Below are 26,727 nucleotides of genomic sequence, written 5' to 3' on the forward strand. Positions count from 1 at the left end.
TGAGCCGTGGCAGCGGCTCACCCCCGAAAACCCTATGCAATCAAGATGTCCGCAACAGCGGCTTAGCCGGCATGGACCGGCTTGCCATTGGCATCCTTGATATGCGCGGCCCAGGTCTTGCGCACCATGTCGGCGACGCTGGCGGGCATCGGCACATAATCCAGCGCCTCAGCCTCCTTGCCGCCCTTCTTGTAGGCCCAGTCGAAGAATTTCAGCGCCTCGGCAGCGGCGGCCGGGTCTTCCACCTTCTCGTGCATCAGGATGAAGCTGGCACCGGTGATCGGCCAGCTCTCGGCACCGGGCTGGTTGGTCAGGATGACGGCATAGCCCGGCGTATGGGCCCAGTCGGCATTGGCGGCGGCGGCCTGGAAGCTCTTGGCATCCGGCTGCACCTTCTTGCCGGCGGCATTGATCAGCCCGGCATAGTTCATGTGGTTCTGCTTCACATAGGCATATTCCACATAACCGATGGCGCCGGCGGTCTGTTTGACCATATTGGCGACACCTTCATTGCCCTTGGCACCGATGCCGGTCGGCCATTGCACAGAGGCGGCAGCCCCGACCTTGCCTTCAAAATCCTTGCTCACCTTGGACAGGTAATTGGTGAACAGGAAATTGGTGCCCGACCCATCGGAACGGTAAACCACGGCGATGGCGGTGCTGGGCAGCTTCACACCCTTGTTCAGGGCGGCGATGGCCGGATCGTTCCATTTGGTGATCTCACCCAGATACATACGGGCCAGCGTCGGGCCATCCAGGGTCAGTTCACCGGGGTTCAGCCCCGGGACATTGATGGCCGGCACGGCACCGCCCATGATCATCGGCCATTGCACCAGCGCATCCTGTTTCAGCTCCTCCTCTTTCAGGGGGGCGTCGGAGGCGCCGAAGGTCACGGTCTTGGCCTTGATCTGCTTGATCCCACCACCGGAACCGATGGACTGGTAATTCAGACCGGTCCCCGTCTCCTTTTTGTAGCTGTCGGCCCATTTGGCATAGACGGGATAGGGGAAGGTGGCGCCCGCACCGCTGATATCGGCGGCGGGGGCAACCCCGGCAATGCCGAACCCGACCAGCGCCGCCAGGACCGGCGCCGCCAGGAAACGCGACATGATGCCCATGGAAATTCTCCAGGATGAAACAAGGGGGAACAGGGCTTCATGTAGGACCGCAATGTTTCCTTTCGGTGACCTTTGCCTAAACATTCTTTAATGTGATTGTCACTTGGCAGCGGCGTTTTCGACCCTGTCGGCAGCTTGCGCGGCGGGCGGTGGCGGGGCACAATCGGCCCCCGCCCATCTCCCCCTTCCCCTTAATGCTGGAGCCTGCATCGTGGCCGTCCTGCCGATCATCCGCATGGGGCATCCCACCTTGCGCCGCCCTGCGCTGGCGCTGCCGGTGCGGCCAGGCCTGCCTTTTCCAGAGGAAATCCAGTGGCTTGCGGGGGACATGATCGACACCATGCTGGCGGCCCCCGGCATCGGGCTGGCCGCCCCGCAGGTGGATATCAGCCAGCGCATCATCGTTTTCCGCGTGCCGGCGGAGCGGGCCAGTGGGGCCGATGGCGACACGGCGCTGGGCAATCAGGTGCTGATCAACCCGGAATTCGTTGCCCTGACAGATGAAAAAAAGCTGGGTTGGGAGGGGTGTCTCTCCATCCCCGGGCTGCGCGGCATTGTGCCACGCCATGCCCGAATCCGCTATCGGGGCTATGATCTGGATGGCGATCTGGTGGAGCGGGAGGCGACGGGCACCCATGCCCGCGTCATCCAACATGAGCTGGATCACTTGGATGGTGTGCTCTATCTGGATCGGATGCCCGATCTGGGCAAGTTGACCTTTACCGAGGAAATGGCCCATTTCACGGCAGATGCCTTGAAGGGCTAGTCCCCCGTGCTGGAGCCGAATGCCATGACCGATAGCGAAACGACAGGCGCATCCTCCCCGCTGGCGGGTGTTACGGCCGAATTGCAGGCCCGCCGGGATGCCATCCTGCTGGCCATGCTGCCCGATGTGGCCTTTGACGGCTGGGGACCGGCCGCCATGCGCCGGGGGGCCGAACAGGCCGGGTTCGACCCGCGGGAGGCCGAAGCCAGCTTCCCCGAGGGGCCCCTGCAGGTGGTGGCCCATCTGGCCGACTGGGCCAACCGGCAGATGGCGGCAAAGCTGGCCGCCACCGACCTGTCGGCCTTGAAGGTGCGCCAGCGCGTGGCGCTGGCCGTGCGTACCCGGCTGGAGATTCTGACGCCCCATAAGGAGGCGCTGCGCCGCGCCGCCGCCCTGCTGGCCATGCCCCATGGTCTGACCATCGCACCCCGCCTGCTCTATGCCACAGTGGATGTGGTGTGGAAGGCGGTGGGCGACCAGTCCAACGATTTCAATTTCTACACCAAGCGGCTGCTGCTCTCCGGCGTGGTCAGCTCCACCGCCCTTTACTGGCTGGATGATGCCTCAGAAGGCCATGTCGATACCTGGGCCTTCCTGGACCGCCGCATTGCCGATGTGATGCGGGTGGGCCAAGGCATCGCCAAGGTAAAGGGCAGCACCGGCAAGGCCGGCGACCTGCTGGTGCATCTGCCCTCACCGGCCCGTTTCATGCGCCACCTGCGCGGCGCGTTCAGCCATTGAACGGGTATTCGGAAAGACAGGAACCCGATGCGGCGGCACTGGAGGCGCTGGCCGGCTGGCTGGTTTCCGCCGGGCTGACGGGCCTGACGGAAATGGCCCTGCTGGAAGGCTTCAGTCAGCGTCTCTGTGCGGCTGGCGTGGCGGTCAGTCGTTCTGTGGCCATCATCGACACGCTGCACCCGATCTTTGAGGGCCGCGCCTTTCGCTGGCGCGATGATGGGGTGGAGGAAGAGGGGCTGATCGAATATGGCCCCACCACCGACGGGGAACTGGCGGAGAAATGGCGCCGCAGCATGTTTCAGGACATGCTGAACCGGTCGCTGTCGGAACTGCGCTGCCCGCTGATCGGGCCGGACCTGCCCGACTATTCGCATATGGAGGATATGCAGGCCACCGGCTCCACCGATTGCCTGGCCTTCATCCACCATTTCGCCCCCGATGGGGTGATGGGCGGGATGGATTGCGTCTATTCCTATTGCCTGACACGGCAGACGGACGGGTTCAGCGCCGGCGAGCAGGCGGCGCTGCGCCGGCTGATGCCGCTGCTGGCCCTGTCCCTGAAAACCCTGTCGCTGGCCCGCATCGCCGGCACGCTGACTCAAGTTTACCTGGGCCGCGATGCCGGTCAGCGCGTGCTGTCGGGGCGGATTTCGCGCGGGGTGGCGGATCGCATCAATGCCGTGCTCTGGTTTTCCGACCTGCGCGGCTATACCCGCATTTCCGACAGCGCTGCCCCGGACGCCATTATCCCGTTGCTGAATGATTATGCCGATGTCACCGTCTCTGCCATCCATAATGCCGGCGGGGATGTGCTGAAGCTGATCGGCGATGGCACGCTGGCCATTTTCAAGGCGGACGATCCGGCCGATGCCTGCCGCGCCGCCCTGGATGCCTGGGCCGATCTGCGCGTCCGCCTGCGGGAGTTGAAGCAGCGCCGTACGGCGGCAGGCCAGCCGGTGACGGATATCTATCTGGGCCTGCATATCGGCGATGTCTTCTATGGCAATATCGGCGGGCAGGACCGGTTGGATTTCACCGTTGTCGGCCCGGCGGTGAATGAGGTGGCGCGCATCGTCTCCATGTGCCGGTCGGTGGACCGGTCGCTGGTGACATCCGATGCCTTTGCCGCCAGCAGCCCGCCCGAGGCGCGGGCACGGCTGGTCTCTGTCGGGCGCTATGCCCTGCGCGGCGTCGGTCGGGCGCAGGAGCTTTTCACGCTCGATCCTACTCTTATCTGAAGAATTACCTCCTTCGTTTGCACCACTGACCGTTGTGTCGCCACAATGGGCTTGGCACTCTGTTGTCACGCTTAAGCGGGGGATGGGAAAACATGCGGTCCTTGATGCAGATGGCCCTGGCGGCCATCACGGTCATTCTGTTGAGTTTGGCCGGCTGGGGCGTTGCCCATTGGCTGGGATCGGCAGGGGAACGGGGGGGCGTGGTGGCCACCGGGACTAACCCACCCCCTGCCGCATCGCCCGCTGAACCGGCGAAAACCACCGGACCCGATTCGCGGCCGCTGACCGTCACCAGCCAGCCGGCACCCGATTCCCCCGCTTTCCGTTTCGCCCGCCTGTCCACCGAATCCGCCAATGCGGTGGCGGAGGCCTGCCTGGTATTCAACCGCCCCCTGAACAGCACCCGTGCCGTCAATTATGCCGATTATGTGCAACTGCCGGAGGGGGTGACGGCCGGTTTCCGGGTGGAGGGGCCGAAGCTCTGCCTCTCCGGTCTGGCCTTTGGGGCGGAGCATGAGGTGACCTTGCGCGCCGGCCTGCCGGCGGCTGATGGGGCCAAACTGGCCGATGATCAGAATGTCACCGTCAGCCTGTCCGACCGCGCGCCGGCGGTGGCGCTGGGCCAGGGCTTCATCCTGCCGCGCGAAATGGGCGATGGCCTGCCCATCACCACCGTCAATGTCGACCGGCTGGAGGTGAAGCTCTACCGCGTCGGCGACCGGATGCTGGCCCGGATGCGGCAGGATTTCGTCGATGAACGCACCTTCTATCCCTATGCCGCGCGTGAGGTGGAGGAGGATACGGGCAAGCTGATCTGGCAGGGGGAAATCCCGGTCAAGGGGCCGCGCAATGCCGCCGTCACCACCTTGTTTCCGCTCGCCGATGCCATCGGCAGCCGCGAACCCGGCGCCTATCTGCTGACCGCCCGCAATCCCGATGCGCCGCGTAATGACGGCGAGGATGAATATTATTACTCCGACAGCTATCGCCCGCAGGCGGGGCAATGGGTGGTGCAGTCCGATCTGGGACTGACCAGCTTTCGCGGTGATGATGGGTTGACGCTCTCCGTCCGGTCGCTGGGCAGCGCCAAGCCGCTGGCCGGCGTGCGCCTGTCCCTGATCGCCCGCAATAATGAGGTGCTGGGGGAGGCGCGGACTGATGCCAAGGGCATGGTACGCTTTGATGCCGGGCTGCTGCGCGGTGAAGGCGGCATGGCCCCCGTCATGGTCATGGCCTATCAGAATGATGGCGATTTCAATTTCCTGGATTTGCGCCGTCCCGGCTTCGACCTGTCCGACCGGGGTGTGGAAGGCCGCCGCCCGTCCGCCGCCGTTGATGCCTTTCTTTATACCGAACGCGGTATTTATCGCCCTGGCGAGACGGTGCAATTGACCGCCTTGCTGCGCGACCGGGAGGCGATGGCCCTGCCGGGCCGGCACCTGACCGTTCGCATCCGCCGTCCCGACGGCAAGGAACATCAGCGTTTCGATCTGGCCGACAAGGGCGGGGCGGCGGGCAGCCTGTCCGTGGTGCTGCCGGTCAGTGCCAGCCGGGGCCAGTGGGAAGCCACCGCCCATGCCGATCCGGAAGGGCCGGCGGTGGGGTCCGTGCGCTTCCAGGTGCAGGATTTCGTGCCCCAACGGCTGGCGCTTGCCATCAATAACAAGCCGGAACGGCTGGCCCTGGGCGGTGACCTGAGCCTGAATGTCAATGCCCGCTTCCTTTATGGCGCGCCCGGTGCCGATCTGGCCGGTGAAGCGCGCCTGACGCTGGAGCCGGACCCGGCCCCCTTCCCGGCCCATAAGGGCTTCACCTGGGGCATCCAAGCCGACCGGTTTGATGTGGAGCCGGTAGACCTGTCCATCGACAATACCGATGAAAAGGGTGACACGCAGGTCACCGGCACGCTGCCCGCTGGCCCGCTGGGCACCCAGCCGCTGCGCGCGGCGATTTCCGTCGCCATCCGTGAACCGGGTGGGCGCGCCACGTCGGAGCAGGTTTATGTGCCGGTGCCGGTGACGCCGGTCAGCATCGGCATCCGCCCCCGGTTCCAGGATACGGTGCCAGAAGGGGCCGAAGCCGGCTTCGATATTATCGCGGTGGATGAGGCGGGCACGATTGTGCCGGCCAAGGGCCTGTCCTGGCGGCTGGTCAAGGATACCTCCACCTGGCAATGGTTCCGCAGTGGCGGCACATGGAAATATCAGCGCGTGCCGCGTGAAAGGGTGATTGCCAGTGGCGCCCTCGATATCGGCACGGACCAGCCCGCCAGCGTGGCGCAGAATGTCAGTTGGGGCAGCTATCGCCTGATTGTCACTGATGATGCCAATGGGGCGGCAACCGCCTATAATTTCTACAGCGGCTGGTACGGCGAAAGCGGGCCGGACCGGCCCGACCGGCTGAAGCTGGCCGCCGACCGTGCCGGCTACAAGCCCGGCGACACAGCGCGGCTGCGGATTGACAGCGAGGCGGCAGGCGAGGCGCTGATCGTCATCGCCAATGAAACCGTGCACGAAACCCGCAGCGTCAGCGTCCCGGCGGGTGGCACCGACGTGGAAATCCCCATCGGTGCCGATTGGGGGCCGGGTGCCTATGCCCTGGTCACGCTCTACCGTCCGCTGACGGCGGAGCTGGGCCATGCGCCGGTGCGCGCCGTGGGGGTGGCCTGGCTGGGGCTGGACCCGGCGCGCCGCACCCTGGATGTGGCCATCGGCGCACCGGACAAGATCCTGCCGCGCCAGACCATCCAGGTGCCGGTGACGGTGAAAGGGGCCGGCAAGTCGGCTTATATGACCCTGGCGGCGGTGGATCAGGGCATTTTGCAACTGACCCGTTTCCCCACGCCCAAGCCGCAGGATTATTATCTGGCCAAGCGCGAACTGGGCGTGTCCATGCGCGATGATTATGGCCGGTTGATCCGCGCCCAAGGCCAGGGCGATGACCAGGGCGGCGACGGGTTCGGCGGCAAGGGGCTGGATGTGGTGCCCACCCGCACGGTGGCCCTGTTCTCCGGCATCGTGGCGCTGGATGGCGATGGCAAGGCCCTGATTCCGCTGGATATCCCCGATTTCCAGGGGGAATTGCGCCTGATGGCCGTGGCCTGGGATGCGACCAAGCTGGGCTCGGCCGAAAAACGCCTGACCGTGCGTGACCCGGTGGTGGCGGAATTGATCCTGCCGCGCTTCCTGTCGCCGGCCGACCAGGGGCGGGCGACGGTGCTGCTGCATAATGTGGAAGGCCAGCCGGGCCCCTATCGCCTGACCATCACCGCCAAGGATGCCGTTTCCGGTGGGCAGGAGACGCGGGAGATCGATCTGGCTGCCGGCCAGCGGCAGGTCTTCACCGTGCCGCTGACGGGCACCACAGCCGGCATCGGGACGGTGACGCTGGCCGTCAGTGGGCCGGGCGGCTTCCAGGTGCAGCGGAGCTGGCCCATCCAGGTCCGCCCGCCGCAATTGCCGGTGACGCGGGAAATGGTGGCCACTCTGGCACCGGGGGAGGTTTCCAACCTGCCGCCTGACCTGTTGGAGGGGTTGGTGCCGGGGACGGAAAAGGTGGCGCTCTCCATCTCCCGCTGGCAGGGCATGGATGTGCCGGGCATGTTGCGCTGGCTGGACCGTTACCCGTTCGGCTGTCTGGAACAGACGGTCAGCCGCGCCATGCCGCTGCTCTGGTTCAATGATCTGGCCTTGTTGACAGACAGGAAGCAGGACAAGGCCATTGGTGACCGTATCCAGGATGCTATCGACCGGGTGCTGACCATGCAGGATCCCGAAGGCGGTTTCCGCATGTGGGGCCAGTATGGTGATGCGGCCAACCCGTGGCTCTCCGTCTTCGCGCTGGATTTCCTCAATCTGGCCGCTGATCAGGGCTACGTGGTGCCGGGCGATGCGCTGGCGCTGGGTCGGCAATGGCTGACCGCGGCCACCACCCGATCCTATCCGACGGCGGTTCAGGCCTATGCCGCCTGGGTGCTGGCCCGCAAGGGGCAGGCCAATGCCGGCGACCTGCGTTATTTCCATGACAGCCGGATGCCGGATCAGGCCCTGGCCTCGGCCCATCTGGCCGCCGCCCTGGATGCCGTGGGCGAACGGGCCCGCGCCGGACAGGCGTTTGACACCGCCCGCAAGCAGTTGGCGCAGTGGGCAGCCAGGGCGGAGGCCGACCAGCAGGCGCTGGAACAGGCCCGCCGCACCGGCAAGAAGGCCAACCTGCCGGCCCGTACCGATGCCTATGGCAGCCGGCTGCGCGATACCTATGCCATCGCCTCCCTGCTGGCGCTGGATGGACGGGGGGCGGCCGTGCCGGCCCTGCTGGACACGGCCCAGTTGTTCGACACGCGGGCGGAGGAGACCAACACCCAGGAAAAGGCCTGGATGCTGCGCGCCGCCTCTGCCCTGGCCGGCAAGAATGCCAAGCTGGCGGTGACAGTGGATGGCAAGCCGGCCGGTGCCGGTGACCCGGTTTCCCTGCCGGTGTCGCTGGAACGGCTGCGCACCGGGCTGGTGGTTGCCAATCAGGGGGAGACGGGGCTTTACCGCACCTTGTCGGTGGAAGGCGTGCCGGTGGAACCGGTGCCGGCCCAGGCCTCGGGCATCAGTGTCAGCAAATCCTTCTTCTCCATGAGTGGGGAGGCGCTGGACCTGTCGCAGGTGAAGCAGAATGACCGCATCATCGTGGTGCTGGAAGGCGATGCCGGAGAGGCGATGGCCAGCGGCGATTATGCTCTGCTGGACCTGCTGCCCGCCGGGTTGGAGGTGGAAGGCGTGATCCGACCGGAACAGGCCGGCTATGGCTGGCTGGGGCGGATATCCTCCACCAACATCGCCGAGGGCCGCGACGACCGTTTCGTCGCCGCCATCTCTCTGCCGACATATGAGGATAATGAGACGACACCCGGCCCCAACGGGGTGCGGTTGAATGGCAGATGGGGCTTCCGCATCGCCTATGCGGTGCGGGCGGTCACCCCCGGTTCCTATGCCGTGCCGGCGGTTGTGGCCGAACATATGTACCTGCCTAAGATCAAGGCCCGCACGGCGATGGGACGGCTGGAGATTGCGGAGTGAAGAAAAGGCGGGTGGCGATAGCGTCAGCGGGTGTGCTCGCGCTGGGGCTGCTCGCCACCGATCTGGCCTTGCCGCCCGACCTGTCCCGCTGGGACAGTCGGTCGGTGGAGATACTGGATCATGAGGGCCGCTTGCTGCGCCCCTTTCCCACGAATGAGGGGGCGTGGCGGCTGACCACCAATCCCGATCAGGTGGACCCGCTCTATCGCGCCATGCTGGTGGCGGTGGAGGATCGCCGCTATGGCTGGCATCCCGGTGTCGACCCGCTGGCCATTGTGCGGGCGGGGGCGCAGGTGGTGCGGCATGGGCGGGTGATTTCTGGTGCCTCCACCCTGTCCATGCAGGCGGCCCGCCTGCTGTCCCCCAGCCCGCGCACCCTGGGGGCCAAACTGGCGGAGGCGGGGCGGGCGTTACAGTTGCGCCGGCGGCTGGGTGCCGATGGGGTGCTGTCGATCTATCTGACACTCGCCCCCTTTGGCGGGCCGTTGGAAGGGGTGCGCGCGGCCAGCCTTGCCTGGTTCGGGCGGGAGCCGGGGCAATTGACCCCGGCCCAGGCGGCGTTGCTGGTGGCCCTGCCGCAATCGCCCGAACGGCTGCGGCCCGACCGTTTTCCGGCAGCGGCCCAGGCGGCGCGGGCCAAGGTGCTGGACCGCGCCGTGGCCGCAGGCCTGATTGCCACCGATGTGGCCGATGCCGCCAAGGCCGAACCGCTGCCATCCTCAATGCTGCCCTTGCCCATGCTGGCCCCGCATCTGGCGGAAAAGCTGGCGGCGGATCAGCCGGGCGGTGCCCGCATCCGCAGCACCCTGCACAGCGACCTGCAGCGCGCCCTGGAAGGGGTGGGGCGGGCGGAACTGGCGCGGTTGGAAAAGGGCGGCGACCTTGCCGTGCTGGTGCTGGACAATGAGGATGCCAGCGTGCTGGCGCAGATCGGCAGCGGTGATTGGAAACAGCGCCAGTTGGACCTGTCGCGCGCCGTCCGCTCCCCCGGATCGGCGCTGAAACCCTTCATTTATGCCGTGGCCTTTGATGATCTGTCACTGCATCCCGGCACCTTGATCGACGATACCCCGCAGCGGTTCGGCGACTGGCTGCCGAACAATTTCGATGATGGCTTCCATGGCGTGGTGACGGCGCGGGAGGCGTTGCAGCGTTCCCTGAACATCCCCGCCGTGCGGGTGCTGGAACGGGTGGGGCCGGGGCGGCTGGCCGCATTGCTGCGCCTGTCCGGTGCCGAACTGGCCCTGCCGCCTGCCGCTGAACCCGGCTTGCCGCTGGCACTCGGCGGGGTGGGTATCCGGCTGGGCGATCTGGCCATGCTTTATGCCGCCTTGGCCGATGATGGCGTTGCCCGGCCGTTGCGCCTGCGCGCCGACCAGCCAGCCCCGACGCCTGTGGGCCGGCTGGTGGGGGCGGATGCGGCGCGTGCGGTACTGGCGGTGTTGCGTGACAGCCCCATGCCGGACGGGCTGGCCGGTGGGGCGGGGATCGCCCGGCGGCGCGTGGCATTCAAGACCGGCACGTCCTTCGGCTTCCGCGATGCCTGGACGGTGGGTGTGTCCAATGATTACACGGTGGCCGTCTGGGTGGGCCGGGCCGATGGCGCGCCCCGGCCCGGTGCGGCGGGGCGACAGGCCGCCGCCCCCATCATGTTCCGGGTGTTCGACCTGCTGCCCCCGGACGGGCCGGGCAGGCCGCTGCCCAACCCGGATCACGCCCTGTTCCGCAACCCGCCGCCGCCGGCATTGACCCGGTTGGATAGCGGCGGGATGGCGGCGAATACCCGCACCGAACCGCTGCGCATCCTGTTCCCGCCCGATGGCGCGGAGGTGGAGGCGCTGGCCGACGGTGTGTCGCTGTCGGCATCCGGGGGCCGCCCGCCTTACCGCTGGGTGGCGGACAATGTGCCGTTGCCCGATGACAGCCGGTTCTGGCAGCCGTTGGGTGCCGGCTTCTCCCGCCTGACCGTGATGGATGCGGCGGGCCAACGGGCCAGTGCCGCCATCCGTGTGCGTCTGCCGGGGGAGTAATGGCCCGGCCCCCTTGATCCCGCCTTGCCTGTTGCGCTGAAACATGGGAACTCCCTCGCTTCGCTGGCGGATTAGGGCGGTGGGACAGGGGGGGTGATGATGGATCGTGACAAGATCATATTGCCGCAGCAGCCGATATCGGCCTCACCGGAACAGGCGGCCCTGACACGGCAGCATCTGCTGCCGGCGCAGGACGCGATCTATGAATATCTGATGGGGCTGCGCGCGGAGATCGATCCGGTTTTGTCCCAACGCTTTCCCATGCGTTTCGGCAAGCCCTATCCGCTTGGCTGCTGCCTGGAAATCAGCAATATGGTGGTTGACGAACTGAACAAGCGAATCAACAACCCCACCCATGCCGGTCTCGCGGCCATCCGCGCCTTTGTGACGGCGGGGGGTAAGGTGCGCAGCATCTGGGGGGTGCTGCGCGAGTCTTATTTTCAGAACGCCATGCAGTTCGGTGATCTCTATGTCGATGTCTCCAACGACACCGTCACCCCCACCAAGCCGAAGGTTGAGATATTGCCGATGGCCGAATCCGGATTGGTGGCGATCCGCGATATCGACCATTTCATTCGCACAGCCGATAATTATTGGCAGATGAAAATTTACGCCAACCACGCGCTGCCGGGGCTGGCCCCTTTCATGCCGATGATCGGCATTTACAAGAATGGCGAGCCCAGCCTCCAATCAGCATCGGATTACATGATCGCCTTGATGTTGCTGGATCGCTTTCAGATGGCGGAAAGCTGGCTGCGCGATGGCCCACCCGCGCCAGCCCCGATCGTCGATGCGTTTCGGGATGCAGCCACCCCTCATTTACGCCCCTTGCCGGGGCAGGATGACCGGGAGGCTGCGATCCAGGCCTGTCAATTGTTGCGCGCGGTTCCCAGCAGCGATCTGTGGCATCAACGCGATGATCGCGTCCGCGATTATCTCCGGTTGATGGACGAGCTGGTCAAGCGGGGCATTGTCTCCGCGTCACCGCCGGGGGAGTGATGGCGGCCACATTGCGCCCCACGGACAACGGGCATCATCCGGGCTTTACAACTTCATCCTATTGAGGAATCCCCCCTATGAGCCTGTCCTTCTATGAAGCCTCCGTGCCTGCCCTGCGCCGGGGGCTGCTGGTGCTGGATAATCTGCTGGCCAAGGCGGAAGCCCATGTGGCCGAAACCGGCATCGATGCCGCCACGCTGCTGAATGCCCGCATTTCCCCGGACATGCACCCCTTTACCCGTCAGGTGCAGATGGTCAGCGACAGTGCCAAGGGCGCCGTGGCCCGCTTGGCTGGCATCGCCGCCCCTGCCATGGCGGATGAAGAACAGACTCTGGGCGAGCTGCGCCAGCGCATTGCCCGCACCATCGCCTTTCTGGACACGGTGCAGCCGGCGGACATTTCCGATGATGCCGGGCGGACGATTGTGCTGAAGCTGCCCAACGGGGAAATTCCGTTCACGGCCCAGACCTATCTGCTGGGTTTCGCCCTGCCCAACTTCTATTTCCACCTCACCACCGCCTATGATCTGCTGCGTCAGCAGGGGCTGGCGATTGGCAAGCGTGACTTCATCGGCCCGCTGGGCTGAGGGGGAAGGTCGTCAGCGACGGGCGGCAATATACGCTGCTCGTCGCTGGTCTCATCGGTGGTGGAGCGAATTGATGGATATAGCGGATTTCTTCACCGCGATGACGCTGGTGTTCGCCGCCTTGAAATTGCTGCCGCTGCCCTTGTTGCTGAAGGCGGCCAAACAGCCTGACATGCTGGCCCGTGCCCCCTGGCACAGCGCCCTTTACTTCACGTCCAAACTGTCGGGCGTTCTGGCTGTGGCCTTCGCGCTTGCCGCCGCCGCCAGTGCGCAGAGGGCGGGGGAGGTGGCGGGCCTGTCGTTGTTGCTGGTGCTGGGCACCGCGCTGACGGGATGGAGCATCTGGGCGCGGTTGCTGGGTCGCCCCTTTGGGCTGGCGGCATTGCGGCACCGCCAGCGCTGAACGGCCTCCACCGGTCTTCCTCAATCCCGCCAATAACCCCAGACGCTGGCCGGCGGTACATTGGCGATGGTGAAGCCCACCCGCTCGCCCTGGATGCCCAGTTCCTTGCGCTTCAGGGGGGAGCGGGCGGAATAGGTATAGGCGTAAAAGCGCCTTCCCTTGGGCATGATGGCGAAAATCTCGTCCACGATGGCGCGCTGCCCCTCTGTGGGGATCAGGATCATCGGGATGCCGCAGATGACGCTGCCCACCTTGCCCACCAGATGCGGCGGCAGCATCTTGCGCACATCCACCACATCGCCTTCCAGGATGTTCACCGTCGGAAAGTGGCGGCGCAGATAAGGGGCCAGTTCCGGGTCACGCTCCACCGTGTAGAGCCGGTTGGCCGGCACGCCATGTTCCAGCAGGGCGCGGGTGATGGCCCCGGTGCCGCCGCCAAATTCCACCACCACCTCATCCGGGCCGAACACAGCCTCGCTGGCAATCAGCCGGGAAAGCTGCGGCGAGGATGGCGTGATGGAGGCCATTTGCAGCGGCCGCGCCATCCAGCGCTTGAAAAACAGCCAGGCGGCGTTCGGCTCCTTGGGCGGGGCGGCTGCCTCGGCGCGGTCTAGCGGCATTTCGGGTCTGAACCCTCGTGGTTGAACCGTTTGGACAGCACACATGGCATGTGCCCTGTCGCAATGCAATGACAAGGCTGTGCGTTATCTTGAAGGGGCAACACATCCCGGCGATCGCCGGCTGTGCGTGCCCCCTTTTTGTCTCAACCCGCCAATCCTTCGGCCATGGCTTTTTCCATCTGTTCAGACAGATCCAGCCATTCCATTTCCGCCTCTTCCAGCTCCGCTGTCACGGTGCCCAGTTCGATCTGGATCTTGGTCACCTTGTCGGACGGGCCTTCATACAGTTTCGGGTCGGCCAGCTTGGCCTCCAGTTCCGTCTTGCGCTTGGTCAGCTTGGCCATGCGCTTGTCGATATCTTCGATCTTGCGGCGCAGGGGGGCCAGTTGCTGGCGCAGTTCGGCGGCAGCACGGCGTTCATCCTTGCGGTCGCGCGCCGGGGCCACCGCGGTCACCCCGGCGCTTTTCTCGGCCGCCCGCTCCGCCCGGCTCTTCTCCAACAACAGGCGCTTATAATCCTCCAGATCGCCCTCGAACGGCTGGCAGGTGCCTTCATTGACCAGCCACAGCCGATCCGCCGTCAGTTCCACCAGATGCGGATCGTGGCTGATGACGATGACGGCCCCTTCATACTCGTTCAGCGCCTCCACCAGCGCCTCGCGGCTGTCGATATCCAGATGGTTGGTCGGCTCGTCCAGCATCAGGATATGCGGCGCGTCGCGCGTCATCATGGCCAGCAGCAGCTTGGCCTTCTCCCCGCCCGACAGGCCGGAGATTTTGGTGTCCGCCTTGGGCTGGGTGAAGCCGAATCGGCCCAGATGCGACCGCGCCTGCCCTTCCAGGGTGCCCGGCGGCATCACCGCCTGCATCTGCTGCAGGGCCGTCCAGCCCAGGTTCAACTCATCGGACTGGTGCTGGGCGAAATAGCCGACGCGCAGCTTGCCCGACCGGAACACCTCGCCCGACAGCGGTGCCATGCGCCCGGACAACAGCTTCACCAGGGTGGATTTGCCATTGCCATTGGCGCCCAGCAGAGCGATGCGGTCATCCCCGTCAATGCGCAGATTTAGCCGCTTCAGAATGGCCTTGTCGCCATAGCCGGCCACCGCATTATCCAGCCGGATCAGCGGCGGGGCCAGTTCCTCCGGCGAGGGGAAATTGAAATTGACCGGCGTGTCGTCGATCACCTGGATGCGTGGCCCCAGCCGTTCGATGGCCTTCAGCTTGCTTTGCGCCTGGGTGGCCTTGCTGGCCTTGGCCCGGAACCGGTCGACGAAGGATTGCAGATGCGCGCGCTGCGCCTCCTGCTTGGCGGCCATTGACCTGGCTTGTTCCATCCGCATGGTGCGGACCTGCACGAACGTGTCGTAATTGCCGCCATAGGAGGTCAGCTTCAACTGGTCCAGATGCACGATGGTGGTCGGCACCTTGTTCAGCAGGCCGCGATCATGGCTGACGATCAGCATCGTGTGCGGATAGTTCTTAAGGTACTCCTCCAGCCACAGGGTGGCTTCCAGATCCAGATGGTTGGTCGGTTCGTCCAGCAGCAGCAGGTCGGGTTCGGTGAACAGCACGCCGGCCAGCGCCACGCGCATCCGCCAGCCGCCGGAGAAATCCGAACAGGGGCGCTGCTGCGCCTCTGCATTGAAACCCAGGCCGGACAGGATGCGGGCGGCTCGTGATTCGGCGGAATGCGCGCCGATATCGGCCAGCCGCGCGTGAATCTCGCCAATCCGCTCCGGGTCGGTGGCGGTTTCGGCTTCGGCCAGCAGGGCGGTGCGCTCGGTATCGGCGGCCAGCACCGCCTCAATCAACGTCGTCGACCCCGCCGGTGCCTCCTGCCGCACCCAGCCCATTTTCAGGCCCGAGGGCAGGAAGATGGAGCCGGCATCAGCATGGACTTCGCCAGCGATCAGGCGCAGCAGGGTGGATTTGCCCGTGCCGTTGCGGCCCACCAGGGCCACGCGGTGGCCGGCGGGAATGGTGACGCTGGCGCCTTCCAGCAAAAGCCGGCCGGCGATACGATAGGTGAGGTCGGTGATCTGCAGCATGATGGGGTGGGCTTTACCACAGGCGCGCCCTGTGCAGAAGCGGCACGCATATATGCTCTCACAGATTGGACATTGTAGGGTGACCTATACATCGGTATAAGGCCGCCCAAGTTTAACCGCTTAGGCCCAGGAGATTCCCATGGCTGTCGAACGGACGCTGTCGATCATTAAGCCCGACGCGACCCGCCGCAACCTCACCGGCAAGATCAATGCCCGCTTCGAGGAAAACGGTCTGCGTATCGTTGCGCAGAAGCGCGTTCAGCTGTCGAAGGCGCAGGCCGAGCAGTTCTACGACGTTCACCGCGAACGCCCCTTCTTCGGCGAGCTGGTGTCCTTCATGATCTCCGGCCCGGTGGTGGTGCAGGTTCTGGAAGGCGAAGACGCCGTTGCCAAGAACCGTGAGATCATGGGCGCCACGAACCCGGCCAACGCTGCCCCCGGCACCATCCGCAAGGATTTCGCCGAGAGCATTGAGGCCAATTCCGTTCACGGCTCCGACAGCCTGGACAACGCCAAGATCGAAATCGCCTATTTCTTCGCTGGCACGGAGATCGTCGGCTGATTTCAGCCTGACGAAAGGTGCGTTTTGGTGAAAAGCCCGCTGGGGAGCATCTCCCCGGCGGGCTTTTTGCTTTTGGAGGGGCACATGCGGGTATTGGTTACCGGAAGCAGCGGGCGCATCGGCAGGGCCATCTGGTGTGCCCTTGTGCGGGCTGGGTACAGTCCTGTCGGACTGGACAGAGCACCAGCCTCTACCACAGCCTTTGTTGGGGACGTTGGCGATCCGACGCTGGTAGCACAGGCGTTGACAGGTGTGCAGGCCGTTATCCATACGGCGGCCCTTCATGCCCCCCATGTCGGGTTGGTGACCGACGAGCATTTTCGGCGCATCAATGTGGATGCAACGGTTGCGCTTGCGGAAGCGGCTCGCCAACGGGGCATAGCTCCCTTCATATTCACCAGCACCACCGCCCTTTACGGCTCCGCAGTGCCGAGCAAAGGACCGGCGCTGTGGATTGATGAGAATACGGTGCCACAACCCCGTAGTATCTATCATCACAGCAAGTTGCAGGCGGAGGAAGCCTTAACAGCAATGGCCCAAGATGGCGGGCTGACAGTCACGATACTGCGCATGTCCCGATGTTTTCCTGAAAGCGCACCGATTATGGCGGTTTATCGTTTGCATCGGGGCATTGATGCACGCGACGTGGCCAGCGCCCATGTCGCGGCTTTGCATCGAACCGGGACTGACGTCGCGCGTTACATCATATCCGGTCAGCCGATATTCGAACCTGGGGATATGGCGTCATTGGGCAGCGACGCGGCTGCTGTATTGACCCAGGCGGCCCCTGATCTCGCAGCCGCTTTTTCCCAACGCTGTTGGCGGCTGCCGCTTCGGATTGACCGTCTTTATGATCCGGCCAAGGCCATCAGCGAATTGGGCTGGACGCCCCGCTATCGGTGGGATGAAGTATTGGCAGAACTGGATCGGGCCAGCTCGGAAGTTCTTCCCCCCGGAGCAGAGGGAAATGTTACATCAGAGTAACCAGGGTTATTGCTCATACCAAGATCCCGGCAACCGCTCTCCTCTGTGATACCAAGTGCCGGTTATCCCGCCTTGCTCTGTAACAGCCCGAACAGCGCCGAGATCGAAATCGTTTACCTCTTTTCCGGCACGGAGATCGTCGGCTGATTTCAGCCTGACGAAAGGTGTGTTTTGGTGAAAAGCCCGCCTGGGAGCATCTCCCCGGCGGGCTTTTTGCTTTATGGCCAGCGGCTTCCCTGGGCAACAGCCTGCCCCAGCGCCAGGGCGGCTTCCAGCGTATGCGCATGGGGGGAGGTGCCCAGCCGGGGATCAGGAACGTGGCTGGTATAGAAACTATGGTCGGCCCCTTCATATTCCATCACCTGGCAGGTGCGCCCCTCAGCCTGCGCATTGGCGCAGAAATGGCGGATGCTGGCGATGGGTACCTTACTGTCGGCGGTGCCATGGAAAATCAGCGTCGGGGGCAGGGCGCCCACATCCATGGCGATGGGTGAAATCCACCAGGCCAGCGGTTTCAGATAGAATGGGGCGGGCGTGGCCAGATCAACCACCGGGTTGAACAGCACCAGGGCGGCCGGCTTCTCCCCTTCATCCGCCTGCAGGGCCGTGGCCAGGGCCAGATGCCCACCGGCCGACCCGCCCGCCAGGATCAGCCTTTTCGGATCAATGCCAAGGCTGGCGGCATGATGGCGCAGCCATTCATAGGCATCTTCCGCATCATTCAGCGATTGCAATGCGTTGCTGCCATCCCGGCATTTCACCCGGTAATCGGCCAGGATGGCAGCGAATCCGGCCGCCACGAAGGCATCGGCCTGTTCTTGGAAAGCCGTGATCTCCCCCACCCGCCAGCTGCCGCCGAAGAAAAACAGGATAGCCGGGTGGGGGGCAGGCCCTGCATCTTCGGCCGGCTGGAAAATATGCAGCCGCAAATCCCGGTTGCCGGGATGGGCATAGGTGACACTGAAGGCGCCATCCAGACTGTCCGGCTGCGGGCGCACGCCCTCGCAACTGCCGGCCAGCACGCCGGCCACCGCCGCCTGCTGCTGTTGGGCTGTCACATTGTCTTCTGCCCGACGGCAGGCTGCCAGCCCCGTGGTGAGCAACAAAAGCCCCATAAAAGCGACAGCCCGGCTCTGCATCATTGTTTCCGAATAACATCCGCCCGTATGTATTGATCTTATTAGCAGGGCAGGGGATTTTTCAGCAATGTTTCCGATCCAGCGTCACGCCATCCGGGTTGTCCGGGGGATTGGCGGCGGCGGTGGGTGATGCCCCGTAGGGGGACGCCTCACGATGATCATGGATAAGCGCGGTTCCCAATTCAACGCCTTCTGCCTTGTTGTATCAACCGGCATTAATCGGGATCTACGGTCCTGATCAATGCTCCCGTCATGCTGCCTGGCCCATGCGCGCTCAAGGCAACTGAGTATTAAGTGACTGGAAAAGAATAGAAAGTTTCGAACGGACTCTGACTCTATCCTCACCGTCAGCCATGCTGCGGACCGGGGTCCAGTTCATAGGGCAAGGCGCTTGTCATTCTGAACCCCGGCCGCAGCATGGGTGAAGGCGATACTGAAAATAAAAGTGTGTAAAACACTGAAATTACAAAAATTATCTAGACAATTAATAAATTAAAATTATGTAATAATATTTTTTGGTTTTCATGAGTTAAAATATTATTTTTCTTTCTTTATGAATTTTATTAAAAATTATTATGAGTTATATAAATTTAAATACTTAATTTCCTGTAGTTTTTCTGGATTTATTTAACAGAATCCATATTTTTCTTTATGAAAACATTCAATTAACGCATGTGTGACCTTTATAACCACGAACATTATGGGCCGGGGGAATTAAATCAGGTTCCCCAACAACACGCCGATGGTGTGCCATGTCTCCACGTCTTGCAGTCGCTTTCACATCCTTGATGTTGACCTTTGCCGCTCCGGCCTTTGCCGAGGGGGCGCATACCCATTGGACTTATGAAGGGGCGGAAGGCCCTGTCGCCTGGGGCAAGCTTTCGCCCGATTTCGCGGCCTGCGAAGCCGGGCAGGCGCAATCACCGATCGATATCACAGGGGCCGTGCCGGCCCAACTGGGACCGATCGGCATCAGCTATCCCAAGGAAACGGCCAGCATCGTCAATAATGGCCATACCATTCAGGCCAATATCCAGCCCGGTGCCTCCATCGACCTGGAAGGCCAGCGTTATGATCTGGTGCAGTTCCATTTCCACCACCCAAGCGAGCATGAGGTGGCGGACAAGAAGGCACCGATGGAGCTGCATCTGGTTCACAAGAATGCCCAGACCGGCCAGTTGGCGGTGCTGGGGGTGATGATCGTGCCGGGCCCGGAAAATACCACCCTGACCCCCGTCTGGGCCGCGATGCCGATCAAGGAAGGGAAGGCTGACAAGGAACTGGCTCTGGACCTGGCCAAGCTGGTGCCGGCCGGCCATGATTATTTCCGTTATGAAGGCTCCCTGACCACCCCGCCCTGTTCGGAGGTGGTGCATTGGGTGGTGCTGAAACAGCCCATTACCCTGTCGCAGGCGCAGATAGACAAGTTCGCCGCCTTGTTCCCGGACAACGCCCGTCCGGTACAGCCGCAAAACCGGCGGTTCGTGTTGCAGACGGCGGAAAAGAAATAATCGGGGGCGAAGGGCCGGCATCCGTCATGCGGTGCTGGCCCTTCGCCTTAACATGGCCTTGCGCCGCCTCAGCCCGGCTTCACCTCAATCTTCTTGACCGTCTTTTCCGGCAGGGCAGCACGGGGGATGGTGACGGTCAGCACGCCCTTGTCGAATCCAGCCTCCACCTTTTCCTCGTCCGCCAGGAAGGGTAAGGTGAAACGGCGCAGGAACGTGCCGTAGGACCGTTCGACCAGATGATATTGGGTCTTCTCGTCCTTTTCCTCCCGTTCATCCTTGCGTTCCGCCTTCAGGGTCAGCATTCCGTCGGTGATGTCCAGGCTGATATCCTTGACCTCTATGCCCGGCAGTTCGGCGGTCAGCACCAGCCCCTTGTCATTTTCCACGACATCGACCTTGGGGGTGATGAAGCCGGTACCGGCGGTGGGCGGAACCGCCCATTCACGGGTGAAGCTGTCGAACAGCCGGTCCATCTCCCGGCGCAGGCTGGTAAATCCGTCTTCGGCGCGCTGCGCGACATCGTGGCGGCCGAACGGCATCAGGGATTTGAAATCCATGGCGGCACCTCTCGCTCTGGCAAATGGCGGAAAACCAGCCGGGCAGTGAAAAGATACCGGCACCCGGCCGATCTATCGGGACGAGAGTGATACTATGACGGGCTTTCCAGGGACGCTTTGATATGCGTCAAATCGGAAACGTTGGGGCAACGGTCAGGTCGGCCCCGCACGCACGCAGGGCAGCCGCGCTGTGCCGGTCTTCCTTTGCGTTTGCGTGAAGGCGGGGTGTGGGCTAAGACCGGTTACCGGTGTTGGGGGGCCACCCCCGGCCATTGGCATGTATGAAACATCGGTTCCTGCCCCATGAGCGATACGCCCACCAAGGCGCTGGCCGCCAAGGCATTGCTGCCTACCGGATTGCGTGACCTGCTGCCGCCGGATGCGGAGCATGAGGCGCAGATTGTTGGCCGCCTGCTGAAGGAATTTCATCGCCATGGTTATGAGCGGGTGAAACCGCCGCTGGTGGAATTTGAGGAGGGGCTGCTTTCCGGCTCCGCCGCAGCATTGGCCAACCAGACGTTCCGCATCATGGACCCGGTCTCCCAGCGCATGATGGGTGTCCGGTCGGACATGACGCCCCAGGTGGCGCGCATCGCCGCCACCCGGCTGCGCAAGGCTGCCCGGCCGCTGCGCCTGTCCTATGCCGGCCAGGTGCTGCGCGTGAAGGGCAGCAGCCTGCGCCAGGAACGCCAGTTCGGCCAGGTCGGCGTGGAACTGATCGGCCCCGACCGGGCCGAGGCAGATGCCGAAATCGTCCTGCTGGCCGCCTCGGCCCTGGCTGCCGTGGGCGCCAAGGGCGTTTCCATTGATCTGACCGTGCCCACCCTGGTGCCGGCCGTGGCCCAGGCCCTGAACCTGACCGGTGATGATTATGACCGCCTGCGCGCGGCCCTGGATCACCGGGATGCCAAGGCGCTGGCGGAGGCTGCCGGCCCCCATGCGGACCTGTTCAGCGCCATTCTGGGCGCCAGCGGCCCGGCCCCGGCGGCCGTCGAACGGCTGGCCGCCATCGAGCTGCCGCCGGTGGCAGAGGCCGCCCGCCAGCGCCTGACCGAGGTGGTGGCGCTGATCGGCAAGGCGGCACCACATCTGGCCGTGACCATCGATCCGGTGGAAATGCGCGGCTTTGAATATCAAACCGGTGTCAGCTTCACCCTGTTCGCGCGCGGTGTGCGCGGCGAGGTGGGGCGTGGCGGGCGTTACCGCACCGGCGGTGACAACCCCGTGGGGGAACCTGCCACCGGCCTTACCATCTTCACCGACACGGTGTTGCGTGCCATCCCCGGCCCCCAGCCGGTGCGTCGCGTGCTGTTGCCGCTGGGCACGGATTATGCCGAGGCGTCGGCCCTGCGCGCCCAGGGCTGGCACACGGTTGCCGCCATGGATGCCAGCGATGATCTGACGGCGGAGGCGAAGCGGCTGGGCTGCTCCCACCTGCTGCGCCAGGGCGTGCCGGAAGCGTTATAACCTGATTTAATGTCCATGGAGCGGTCCCCTCCCAGGTGCGAGGGGGCTGTTCCCTTGCGAAAAGAGCGGAGAGAATCATGGCCAATGTGGCGGTCGTCGGTTCCCAGTGGGGCGACGAGGGCAAGGGCAAGATCGTTGACTGGCTGTCCAGCCGTGCCGACGTGGTGGTCCGCTTCCAGGGCGGCCACAATGCTGGCCATACGCTGGTGATCAACGGCGTCGTTTACAAGCTGTCGCTGCTGCCCAGCGGCGTTGTTCGTCCCGGCAAACTGTCGGTGATCGGCAATGGCGTGGTGGTCGATCCCTGGGCCTTGCTGCGGGAAATCGACGCCATCCGGGAAAAGGGCGTGGAGATCACGCCCGACACGCTGCTGGTCGCGGAAAACTGCGCCCTGATCCTGCCGCTGCACAGCGCTGTGGACAAGGCGCGCGAGGAAGCGCGCGGCGTCAACAAGATCGGCACCACCGGTCGCGGCATTGGACCTGCCTATGAAGACAAGGTGGCCCGCCGCGCCATCCGCGTCTGCGATCTGGCTGACGAAGCCGTGCTGGAACAGAAGGTGGAACAGCTGCTGTTCCATCACAATGCCCTGCTGCGTGGCCTCGGGGCCGAGGAGTTGAAGCAGGAAGAGGTGCTGGCCCAGCTGCGCGAAGTCGCTCCCCGCCTGCTGCCCTACAGCGCCGTGGTCTGGAAGCGGCTGGATGAAGCCCGCCGCCAGGGCAAGCGCATCCTGTTCGAAGGCGCCCAGGGCGCCATGCTGGACGTGGATCACGGTACCTACCCGTTCGTCACCTCCTCCAACACGGTGGCCGGCAATGCCGCCGCCGGGTCGGGCATGGGGCCGGGCTTGGTCGGCTATGTGCTGGGCATCACCAAGGCTTACACCACCCGCGTCGGCTCCGGCCCGTTCCCCACGGAACTGCTGGATGAGACGGGGGAGAAGCTGGGCATCCGTGGCCATGAATTTGGCACCGTCACCGGTCGCAAGCGCCGTTGCGGCTGGTTTGACGCCGTGATGGTGCGTCAGGCGATCAAGACCGGCGGTATCACCGGCATCGCCCTGACCAAGCTGGACGTGCTGGATGGGTTCGATGAGCTGAAGGTCTGCGTCGGCTACGACTATCAGGGCGAGGTGATCCAGCACCTGCCCGCCGGCCAGACGGCACAGGCCGAGGTGAAGCCGGTCTATGAGACGTTCGAGGGTTGGAGCGAAAGCACCCAGGGTGCCCGTTCCTGGGCCGACCTGCCGGCGGCGGCGGTGAAATATGTCCGCCGGATCGAGGAACTGATCGAAGCGCCGGTGACGCTGCTGTCCACCAGCCCGGAACGCGACGACACGATCCTGATGAAAGACCCGTTCGAGGGCTGATACCAAGCCGCCCAAAGGTTGACCTTTAGGCGGCTTTGAAGCCGGCGACCGCCGCTCAGCACCTCGTGCCCGCGTGAGCCAAGGGCGCGGATGCGCCCGCCCGGCGCCCGAGGAAACGCAAAATCTCCCTTGATCGGTCACGATCAAGGGAGATGGGTGTTACTGCACCTCTTTTTCGACCGTGGCCCCGGTCGGCACAGGCGTTGCCACAGCGGCCGGGGCGGCCTTGGCCTGGGTGATTTCCGCCAGACGGTTGCGATAGCTGGTCACCGCCCCCCGCACTTCCTGTTCCACCACGGCAATGTTGGACCGGCGGGAGGTGGCGGCGGCGATACCGATAGCGGCGGCCAGCAGAGCCGGCATCCCGCCGGCCGGCTTGTCCGGTGCCGCCTTGAAGGCCTCCAGCGTGGCGCGGATGGTGGTGGCGTAGGTTTCCAGCGTCGGCCGCAGGTCCGAATCCGGCCGCAGCCGCCGCATCAGATCATCCAGCACCGGGCCGATGCGCAGCAGGTGGTCGGCCGCCATCTTGTCGCCGCCGGCACCGGCGCCCGGTGCGGCGAATTCAGCCAGGAAAGCCAGCTGGAAACCGCCGCGCACCACCTTCTGTACATTGATGGCCTCCAGCGCGTCGGCCACAGCATCATTGATGCGGGCCTTGTCGAACAGGCCCGTTACTTTCAGGCGCAGGCTGTTGGGCACGTTGAACAGGGGGATCTGCAGCCCTTCCCGCGGCTGGCGTCGCCGGTCCGGGCCGATATAATCGGCCGTGACGACAAAGCCCTTGCGCCCGTCGATCAGGTTGGTCAGCCGGTCTTGCACCTGCTTGGCGCTGAACGGCTTCACCATCAGATCATCGGCCCCCGACGCGGTGAAGCGCATCATCAGCGGCTGGGTGGGCTGCCAGGTCATGGCGATGATGCAGAGGAAGGGATTATGCGGCTGCTGCGCATGGCGCAGATTCTGCACAAAGCGCAGCCCCTCCGGCTCTGCCGCGTCGGCATCGATGAACAGCAGGTCCGGTGGGCTGGCCAGCAGCGCTGCCGGCACATCGGTGGTGTTGGGCAAATCGGTGATCTTGTCGATACCCAACCGGGACAGAATACCCCGCAGCAGACGGCGCGTATTGCTGTCCTTGTCGACGATCATCACCTGGATGGGACGGAAATCAATATCAGGCATGGGCCGACCCTTCCGGACCGGTATCGGCTGCAACTGCCGGGTCCGCGATATTATCCACCAATTGATAAAGCCAGCAGCTGCGGCCGGGCAGGGTGACCGGCTGGCCGGTCACGGGCAGCAGCGGGCCGGGACTGGCCGTCGGTTCCCCCGTGGCGGAACCGGTATCCAGCAGACAGTGCCAGGCATTGCCCCCTGGCACGGAAGGCAGAATGAAGGGCACGGGTTCCGGCGTGGCATTAACGATCAGCAACAGCACCTCATCCAGCAGCGGCGCGCCATCATGGCCGGGATGCACCCCCGCCCGCCCGTTCAGCAACAGGCCCAGGCAGCGGGCCTGGCTGTCGCGCCATTGATCCGGCGCCTTTTCCGTGCCCTGCGGGTTGATCCAGGTGACATCCTTGACGCTGTGGGCCGAGACCTCCCGCCCATGCAGGAAGCGGCCGCGCCGCAGCACCGGGTGCTGGCGGCGCAATGTTGTCAGCCGCGCGACAAAGCGGGTCATCGCTCGGCCGGCAATGCCGGTGCCCTCCCAGTCCGTCCAACTCACCGGGTTGTCCTGGCAATAGGCGTTGTTATTGCCCTGCTGGCTGCGCAACAGCTCATCCCCTCCCAGGATCATCGGCGTGCCCTGGGAAAACAGCAGGGTGGCCAATAGGTTGCGGGCCTGCCGGTGGCGCAGCGCCAGGATGGCGGGGTCATCCGTCGGCCCCTCTACCCCGTAATTGGCGGAGAAATTGGCATCGTGCCCGTCGCGGTTGCCCTCCTGATTGGCCTCATTGTGCTTCACCTCATAGGCGTTGAGGTCGGCCAGGGTGAAGCCATCATGCGAGGTGACGAAATTGATGCTGGACCAGGGGCGGCGGTGCCCATGGTCGAACAGGTCGGCCGATCCGGTCAGGCGCGCCGCCAGTTCCGGCAACATCCCTTCATCCCCGCGCCAGAAACGGCGGGTGGTGTCGCGGAATCGGTCGTTCCACTCGCTCCAGCCTGACGGGTATTGCCCGACGCGATAGCCGCCGGGGCCGATATCCCACGGTTCCGCGATCATCTTTGCGCCGGCCAGCAGCGGGTCTTGCCGCACGGCATCCAGAAAGCCGCTGCCGGGGTCATAGCCATGGGCCTCGCGGGCAAGGGTTGTCGCCAGATCGAAGCGGAAACCATCGACATGCATTTCCCCAACCCAATAGCGCAGACTGTCCATCACCATCTGCAACACGCGGGGGTGGGCAAGGTTCAACGTGTTCCCCGTGCCCGTATGATCCTGATAGAAGCGCTTATCCTGCGGTTGCAGCAGGTAATAGCTGGCATTGTCGATACCGCGGAACGACAGGGTGGGGCCCAGATGGTTGCCCTCGCCCGTGTGGTTATAGACGACATCCAGAATCACCTCGATCCCGGCATCATGCAGGCGGGCCACCATGCTTTTGAATTCACGCGTCGACCGCCCGGTCATATAGCGTGGTTCGGGTGCGAAAAAGCCGATGCTGGCATAGCCCCAGTAATTATGCAGCGACCGTTCCACCAGATGCCGGTCATCGGTGAAGGCATGGACGGGCAGCAGCTCCACCGCCGTCACGCCCAGCCCCTTCAGATGGTCGATCATGGCCTGGCTGGCCAGGCCGTTGAAGGAGCCGCGCATTCCCGGCGGCACATCGGGATGGTTCAGCGTCTGCCCACGGACATGCGCTTCATAGATGATGGTGTCGGTCCAGGGGATGTTGGGGCGGCGTTCGCTGCCCCAGGTGAAGGCCGGGTCGATCACCCGGCATTTCGGCATCCCGCGCGCATTGTCGCGCCGGTCCAGCGAGAGATCTTCCTTGGCCGCCCCGACGCGATAGCCGAAATGCGCATCCGACCAGCGCATCGGTCCTTCCAGCGCCTTGGCATAGGGGTCCAGCAACAGCTTGTTGGGGTTGAACCGGTGCCCGCGCGACGGGTCATAGGGCCCATGCACGCGATAGCCATAAAGCTGGCCGGGCCGCGCATCAGGCAGATAGGCGTGCCAGACATCATCGGTGCATTCCGGCAGGGTGATCCGTTCAATCTCCCGCACGCCATCGCTGGCGAACAGGCAGAGTTCCACCTTTTCGGCATGGGCGGAAAACAGGGCGAAATTCACCCCGAAACCGTCCCAGGTGGCCCCCAGCGGATGGGGACGACCCGGCCAGACGGTGCTTCGCGCAGCCCCTGTTGTTCGCATCCCCGACCCTGCCCCTTTATGACGCCGCTCTGCCGGCCTTGATACCGGTAGCTCTTCGCTCTGCACAATGCCAACAGCCGGGGGCTGCGCCAAGCCCTGCTTATGCAAGTGCCGCATAACCGCGCTTCAACCCAGGGGA

Annotated in this window: 20 protein-coding genes; 13 read left to right on the forward strand and 7 right to left on the reverse strand. The window is 64.3% G+C overall.

What is annotated here, in order from left to right; all coding sequences use genetic code 11:
• Positions 1-62: 62 nt before the first annotated feature.
• Positions 63-1,118, reverse strand: a complete 1,056-nt coding sequence (gene pstS / locus GE253_RS16125; protein WP_211101488.1) for a phosphate ABC transporter substrate-binding protein PstS — start codon at positions 1,116-1,118, stop codon at positions 63-65.
• Positions 1,119-1,329: 211 nt separating this feature from the next.
• On the opposite strand from pstS, the gene def reads away from it, so the two are divergent.
• The 8 genes from def (at position 1,330) to GE253_RS16165 (ending at position 12,948) form a co-directional block, all read left to right on the forward strand.
• The gene (gene def, locus GE253_RS16130) at positions 1,330-1,884 is read left to right on the forward strand and encodes a peptide deformylase (RefSeq protein WP_348770876.1); all 555 of its coding nucleotides are present in this window, start codon (positions 1,330-1,332) and stop codon (positions 1,882-1,884) included.
• Positions 1,885-1,908: 24 nt separating this feature from the next.
• A complete protein-coding gene (locus GE253_RS16135; protein WP_153205170.1) occupies positions 1,909-2,625 on the forward strand; it encodes a COQ9 family protein in 717 nt (238 codons plus the stop codon).
• Positions 2,622-3,863 carry an adenylate/guanylate cyclase domain-containing protein gene (locus GE253_RS16140; RefSeq protein ID WP_247878689.1) on the forward strand — a complete coding sequence of 414 codons (1,242 nt, stop codon included), beginning with the start codon at positions 2,622-2,624 and terminating at the stop codon, positions 3,861-3,863. The genes GE253_RS16135 and GE253_RS16140 overlap by 4 nt, the downstream gene beginning before the upstream one ends.
• Positions 3,864-3,955: 92 nt before the next feature.
• Positions 3,956-8,929, forward strand: coding sequence for an alpha-2-macroglobulin (locus GE253_RS16145; protein ID WP_153205171.1), 4,974 nt, complete (start codon positions 3,956-3,958; stop codon positions 8,927-8,929).
• An 11-nt stretch (positions 8,930-8,940) separates the two neighbouring features.
• A complete protein-coding gene (gene pbpC / locus GE253_RS16150; protein ID WP_348770877.1) occupies positions 8,941-10,959 on the forward strand; it encodes a penicillin-binding protein 1C in 2,019 nt (672 codons plus the stop codon).
• 96 nt (positions 10,960-11,055) lie between these two features.
• The gene (locus GE253_RS16155; protein WP_153205172.1) at positions 11,056-11,958 is read left to right on the forward strand and encodes a hypothetical protein; all 903 of its coding nucleotides are present in this window, start codon (positions 11,056-11,058) and stop codon (positions 11,956-11,958) included.
• Positions 11,959-12,035: 77 nt separating this feature from the next.
• Positions 12,036-12,545 (forward strand): DUF1993 domain-containing protein, encoded by a 510-nt coding sequence (locus tag GE253_RS16160; RefSeq protein WP_153205173.1) that lies wholly within the window; start codon positions 12,036-12,038, stop codon positions 12,543-12,545.
• A 73-nt stretch (positions 12,546-12,618) separates the two neighbouring features.
• Positions 12,619-12,948 (forward strand): hypothetical protein, encoded by a 330-nt coding sequence (locus GE253_RS16165; RefSeq protein WP_153205174.1) that lies wholly within the window; start codon positions 12,619-12,621, stop codon positions 12,946-12,948.
• 20 nt (positions 12,949-12,968) lie between these two features.
• Here GE253_RS16165 and GE253_RS16170 read toward each other — a convergent pair whose 3' ends face one another.
• Together GE253_RS16170 and GE253_RS16175 are read right to left on the reverse strand one after the other, a co-directional pair.
• Positions 12,969-13,568: a phospholipid methyltransferase gene (locus tag GE253_RS16170; RefSeq protein WP_153205175.1), complete on the reverse strand. Its 600-nt coding sequence runs from the start codon at positions 13,566-13,568 to the stop codon at positions 12,969-12,971.
• Between the two features lie 143 nt (positions 13,569-13,711).
• The gene (locus GE253_RS16175; protein ID WP_153205176.1) at positions 13,712-15,619 is read right to left on the reverse strand and encodes an ABC-F family ATP-binding cassette domain-containing protein; all 1,908 of its coding nucleotides are present in this window, start codon (positions 15,617-15,619) and stop codon (positions 13,712-13,714) included.
• Between the two features lie 139 nt (positions 15,620-15,758).
• On the opposite strand from GE253_RS16175, the gene ndk reads away from it, so the two are divergent.
• Entirely contained in the window at positions 15,759-16,181 is a 423-nt protein-coding gene (gene ndk / locus GE253_RS16180) for a nucleoside-diphosphate kinase (protein WP_089286069.1), read from the forward strand.
• A gap of 27 nt (positions 16,182-16,208) precedes the next feature.
• Entirely contained in the window at positions 16,209-17,165 is a 957-nt protein-coding gene (locus tag GE253_RS16185) for an NAD(P)-dependent oxidoreductase (RefSeq protein ID WP_211101489.1), read from the forward strand.
• Positions 17,166-17,383: 218 nt separating this feature from the next.
• Here the strand turns inward: GE253_RS16185 and GE253_RS16190 are convergent, their stop codons facing one another.
• A complete protein-coding gene (locus GE253_RS16190; protein ID WP_153205177.1) occupies positions 17,384-18,307 on the reverse strand; it encodes an alpha/beta hydrolase in 924 nt (307 codons plus the stop codon).
• A 785-nt stretch (positions 18,308-19,092) separates the two neighbouring features.
• Here GE253_RS16190 and GE253_RS16195 point away from each other — a divergent pair.
• Entirely contained in the window at positions 19,093-19,815 is a 723-nt protein-coding gene (locus GE253_RS16195; RefSeq protein ID WP_247878690.1) for a carbonic anhydrase, read from the forward strand.
• 68 nt (positions 19,816-19,883) lie between these two features.
• Here GE253_RS16195 and GE253_RS16200 read toward each other — a convergent pair whose 3' ends face one another.
• Entirely contained in the window at positions 19,884-20,372 is a 489-nt protein-coding gene (locus GE253_RS16200; protein ID WP_153205179.1) for an Hsp20/alpha crystallin family protein, read from the reverse strand.
• Between the two features lie 303 nt (positions 20,373-20,675).
• Here GE253_RS16200 and GE253_RS16205 point away from each other — a divergent pair, with 303 nt between their 5' ends.
• Together GE253_RS16205 and GE253_RS16210 are read left to right on the forward strand one after the other, a co-directional pair.
• Complete coding sequence (locus GE253_RS16205; RefSeq protein WP_153205180.1) at positions 20,676-21,839, forward strand: ATP phosphoribosyltransferase regulatory subunit; 1,164 nt, start codon at positions 20,676-20,678, stop codon at positions 21,837-21,839.
• 77 nt (positions 21,840-21,916) lie between these two features.
• A complete protein-coding gene (locus tag GE253_RS16210; protein ID WP_153205181.1) occupies positions 21,917-23,209 on the forward strand; it encodes an adenylosuccinate synthase in 1,293 nt (430 codons plus the stop codon).
• Between the two features lie 159 nt (positions 23,210-23,368).
• On the opposite strand, the gene GE253_RS16215 is transcribed toward GE253_RS16210, so the two are convergent.
• On the reverse strand, positions 23,369-24,388 hold the full coding sequence (locus GE253_RS16215) for a response regulator (RefSeq protein ID WP_153205182.1): 1,020 nt from the start codon (positions 24,386-24,388) through the stop codon (positions 23,369-23,371).
• Positions 24,381-26,588, reverse strand: a complete 2,208-nt coding sequence (glgX, locus tag GE253_RS16220; protein WP_153205183.1) for a glycogen debranching protein GlgX — start codon at positions 26,586-26,588, stop codon at positions 24,381-24,383. Before glgX ends, GE253_RS16215 begins: the two co-directional genes overlap by 8 nt.
• Between the last annotated feature and the right edge of the window lie 139 nt (positions 26,589-26,727).

This window comes from Niveispirillum sp. SYP-B3756 (assembly GCF_009495745.1).
Lineage (GTDB): Bacteria > Pseudomonadota > Alphaproteobacteria > Azospirillales > Azospirillaceae > Niveispirillum.

Excerpts from the sequence above, each read along its gene's own strand:
- GE253_RS16205 (WP_153205180.1), top strand. The coding sequence starts at position 20,676 with ATGAGCGATACGCCCACCAAGGCGCTGGCCGCCAAGGCATTGCTGCCT.
- GE253_RS16170 (WP_153205175.1), bottom strand. The coding sequence starts at position 13,568 with ATGCCGCTAGACCGCGCCGAGGCAGCCGCCCCGCCCAAGGAGCCGAAC.
- GE253_RS16210 (WP_153205181.1), top strand. The coding sequence starts at position 21,917 with ATGGCCAATGTGGCGGTCGTCGGTTCCCAGTGGGGCGACGAGGGCAAG.
- GE253_RS16165 (WP_153205174.1), top strand. The coding sequence starts at position 12,619 with ATGGATATAGCGGATTTCTTCACCGCGATGACGCTGGTGTTCGCCGCC.
- GE253_RS16200 (WP_153205179.1), bottom strand. The coding sequence starts at position 20,372 with ATGGATTTCAAATCCCTGATGCCGTTCGGCCGCCACGATGTCGCGCAG.
- GE253_RS16155 (WP_153205172.1), top strand. The coding sequence starts at position 11,056 with ATGATGGATCGTGACAAGATCATATTGCCGCAGCAGCCGATATCGGCC.
- GE253_RS16135 (WP_153205170.1), top strand. The coding sequence starts at position 1,909 with ATGACCGATAGCGAAACGACAGGCGCATCCTCCCCGCTGGCGGGTGTT.
- GE253_RS16175 (WP_153205176.1), bottom strand. The coding sequence starts at position 15,619 with ATGCTGCAGATCACCGACCTCACCTATCGTATCGCCGGCCGGCTTTTG.
- GE253_RS16145 (WP_153205171.1), top strand. The coding sequence starts at position 3,956 with ATGCGGTCCTTGATGCAGATGGCCCTGGCGGCCATCACGGTCATTCTG.
- GE253_RS16195 (WP_247878690.1), top strand. The coding sequence starts at position 19,093 with ATGTTGACCTTTGCCGCTCCGGCCTTTGCCGAGGGGGCGCATACCCAT.
- pstS (WP_211101488.1), bottom strand. The coding sequence starts at position 1,118 with ATGGGCATCATGTCGCGTTTCCTGGCGGCGCCGGTCCTGGCGGCGCTG.
- GE253_RS16190 (WP_153205177.1), bottom strand. The coding sequence starts at position 18,307 with ATGATGCAGAGCCGGGCTGTCGCTTTTATGGGGCTTTTGTTGCTCACC.
- GE253_RS16215 (WP_153205182.1), bottom strand. The coding sequence starts at position 24,388 with ATGCCTGATATTGATTTCCGTCCCATCCAGGTGATGATCGTCGACAAG.
- GE253_RS16160 (WP_153205173.1), top strand. The coding sequence starts at position 12,036 with ATGAGCCTGTCCTTCTATGAAGCCTCCGTGCCTGCCCTGCGCCGGGGG.
- glgX (WP_153205183.1), bottom strand. The coding sequence starts at position 26,588 with ATGCGAACAACAGGGGCTGCGCGAAGCACCGTCTGGCCGGGTCGTCCC.
- ndk (WP_089286069.1), top strand. The coding sequence starts at position 15,759 with ATGGCTGTCGAACGGACGCTGTCGATCATTAAGCCCGACGCGACCCGC.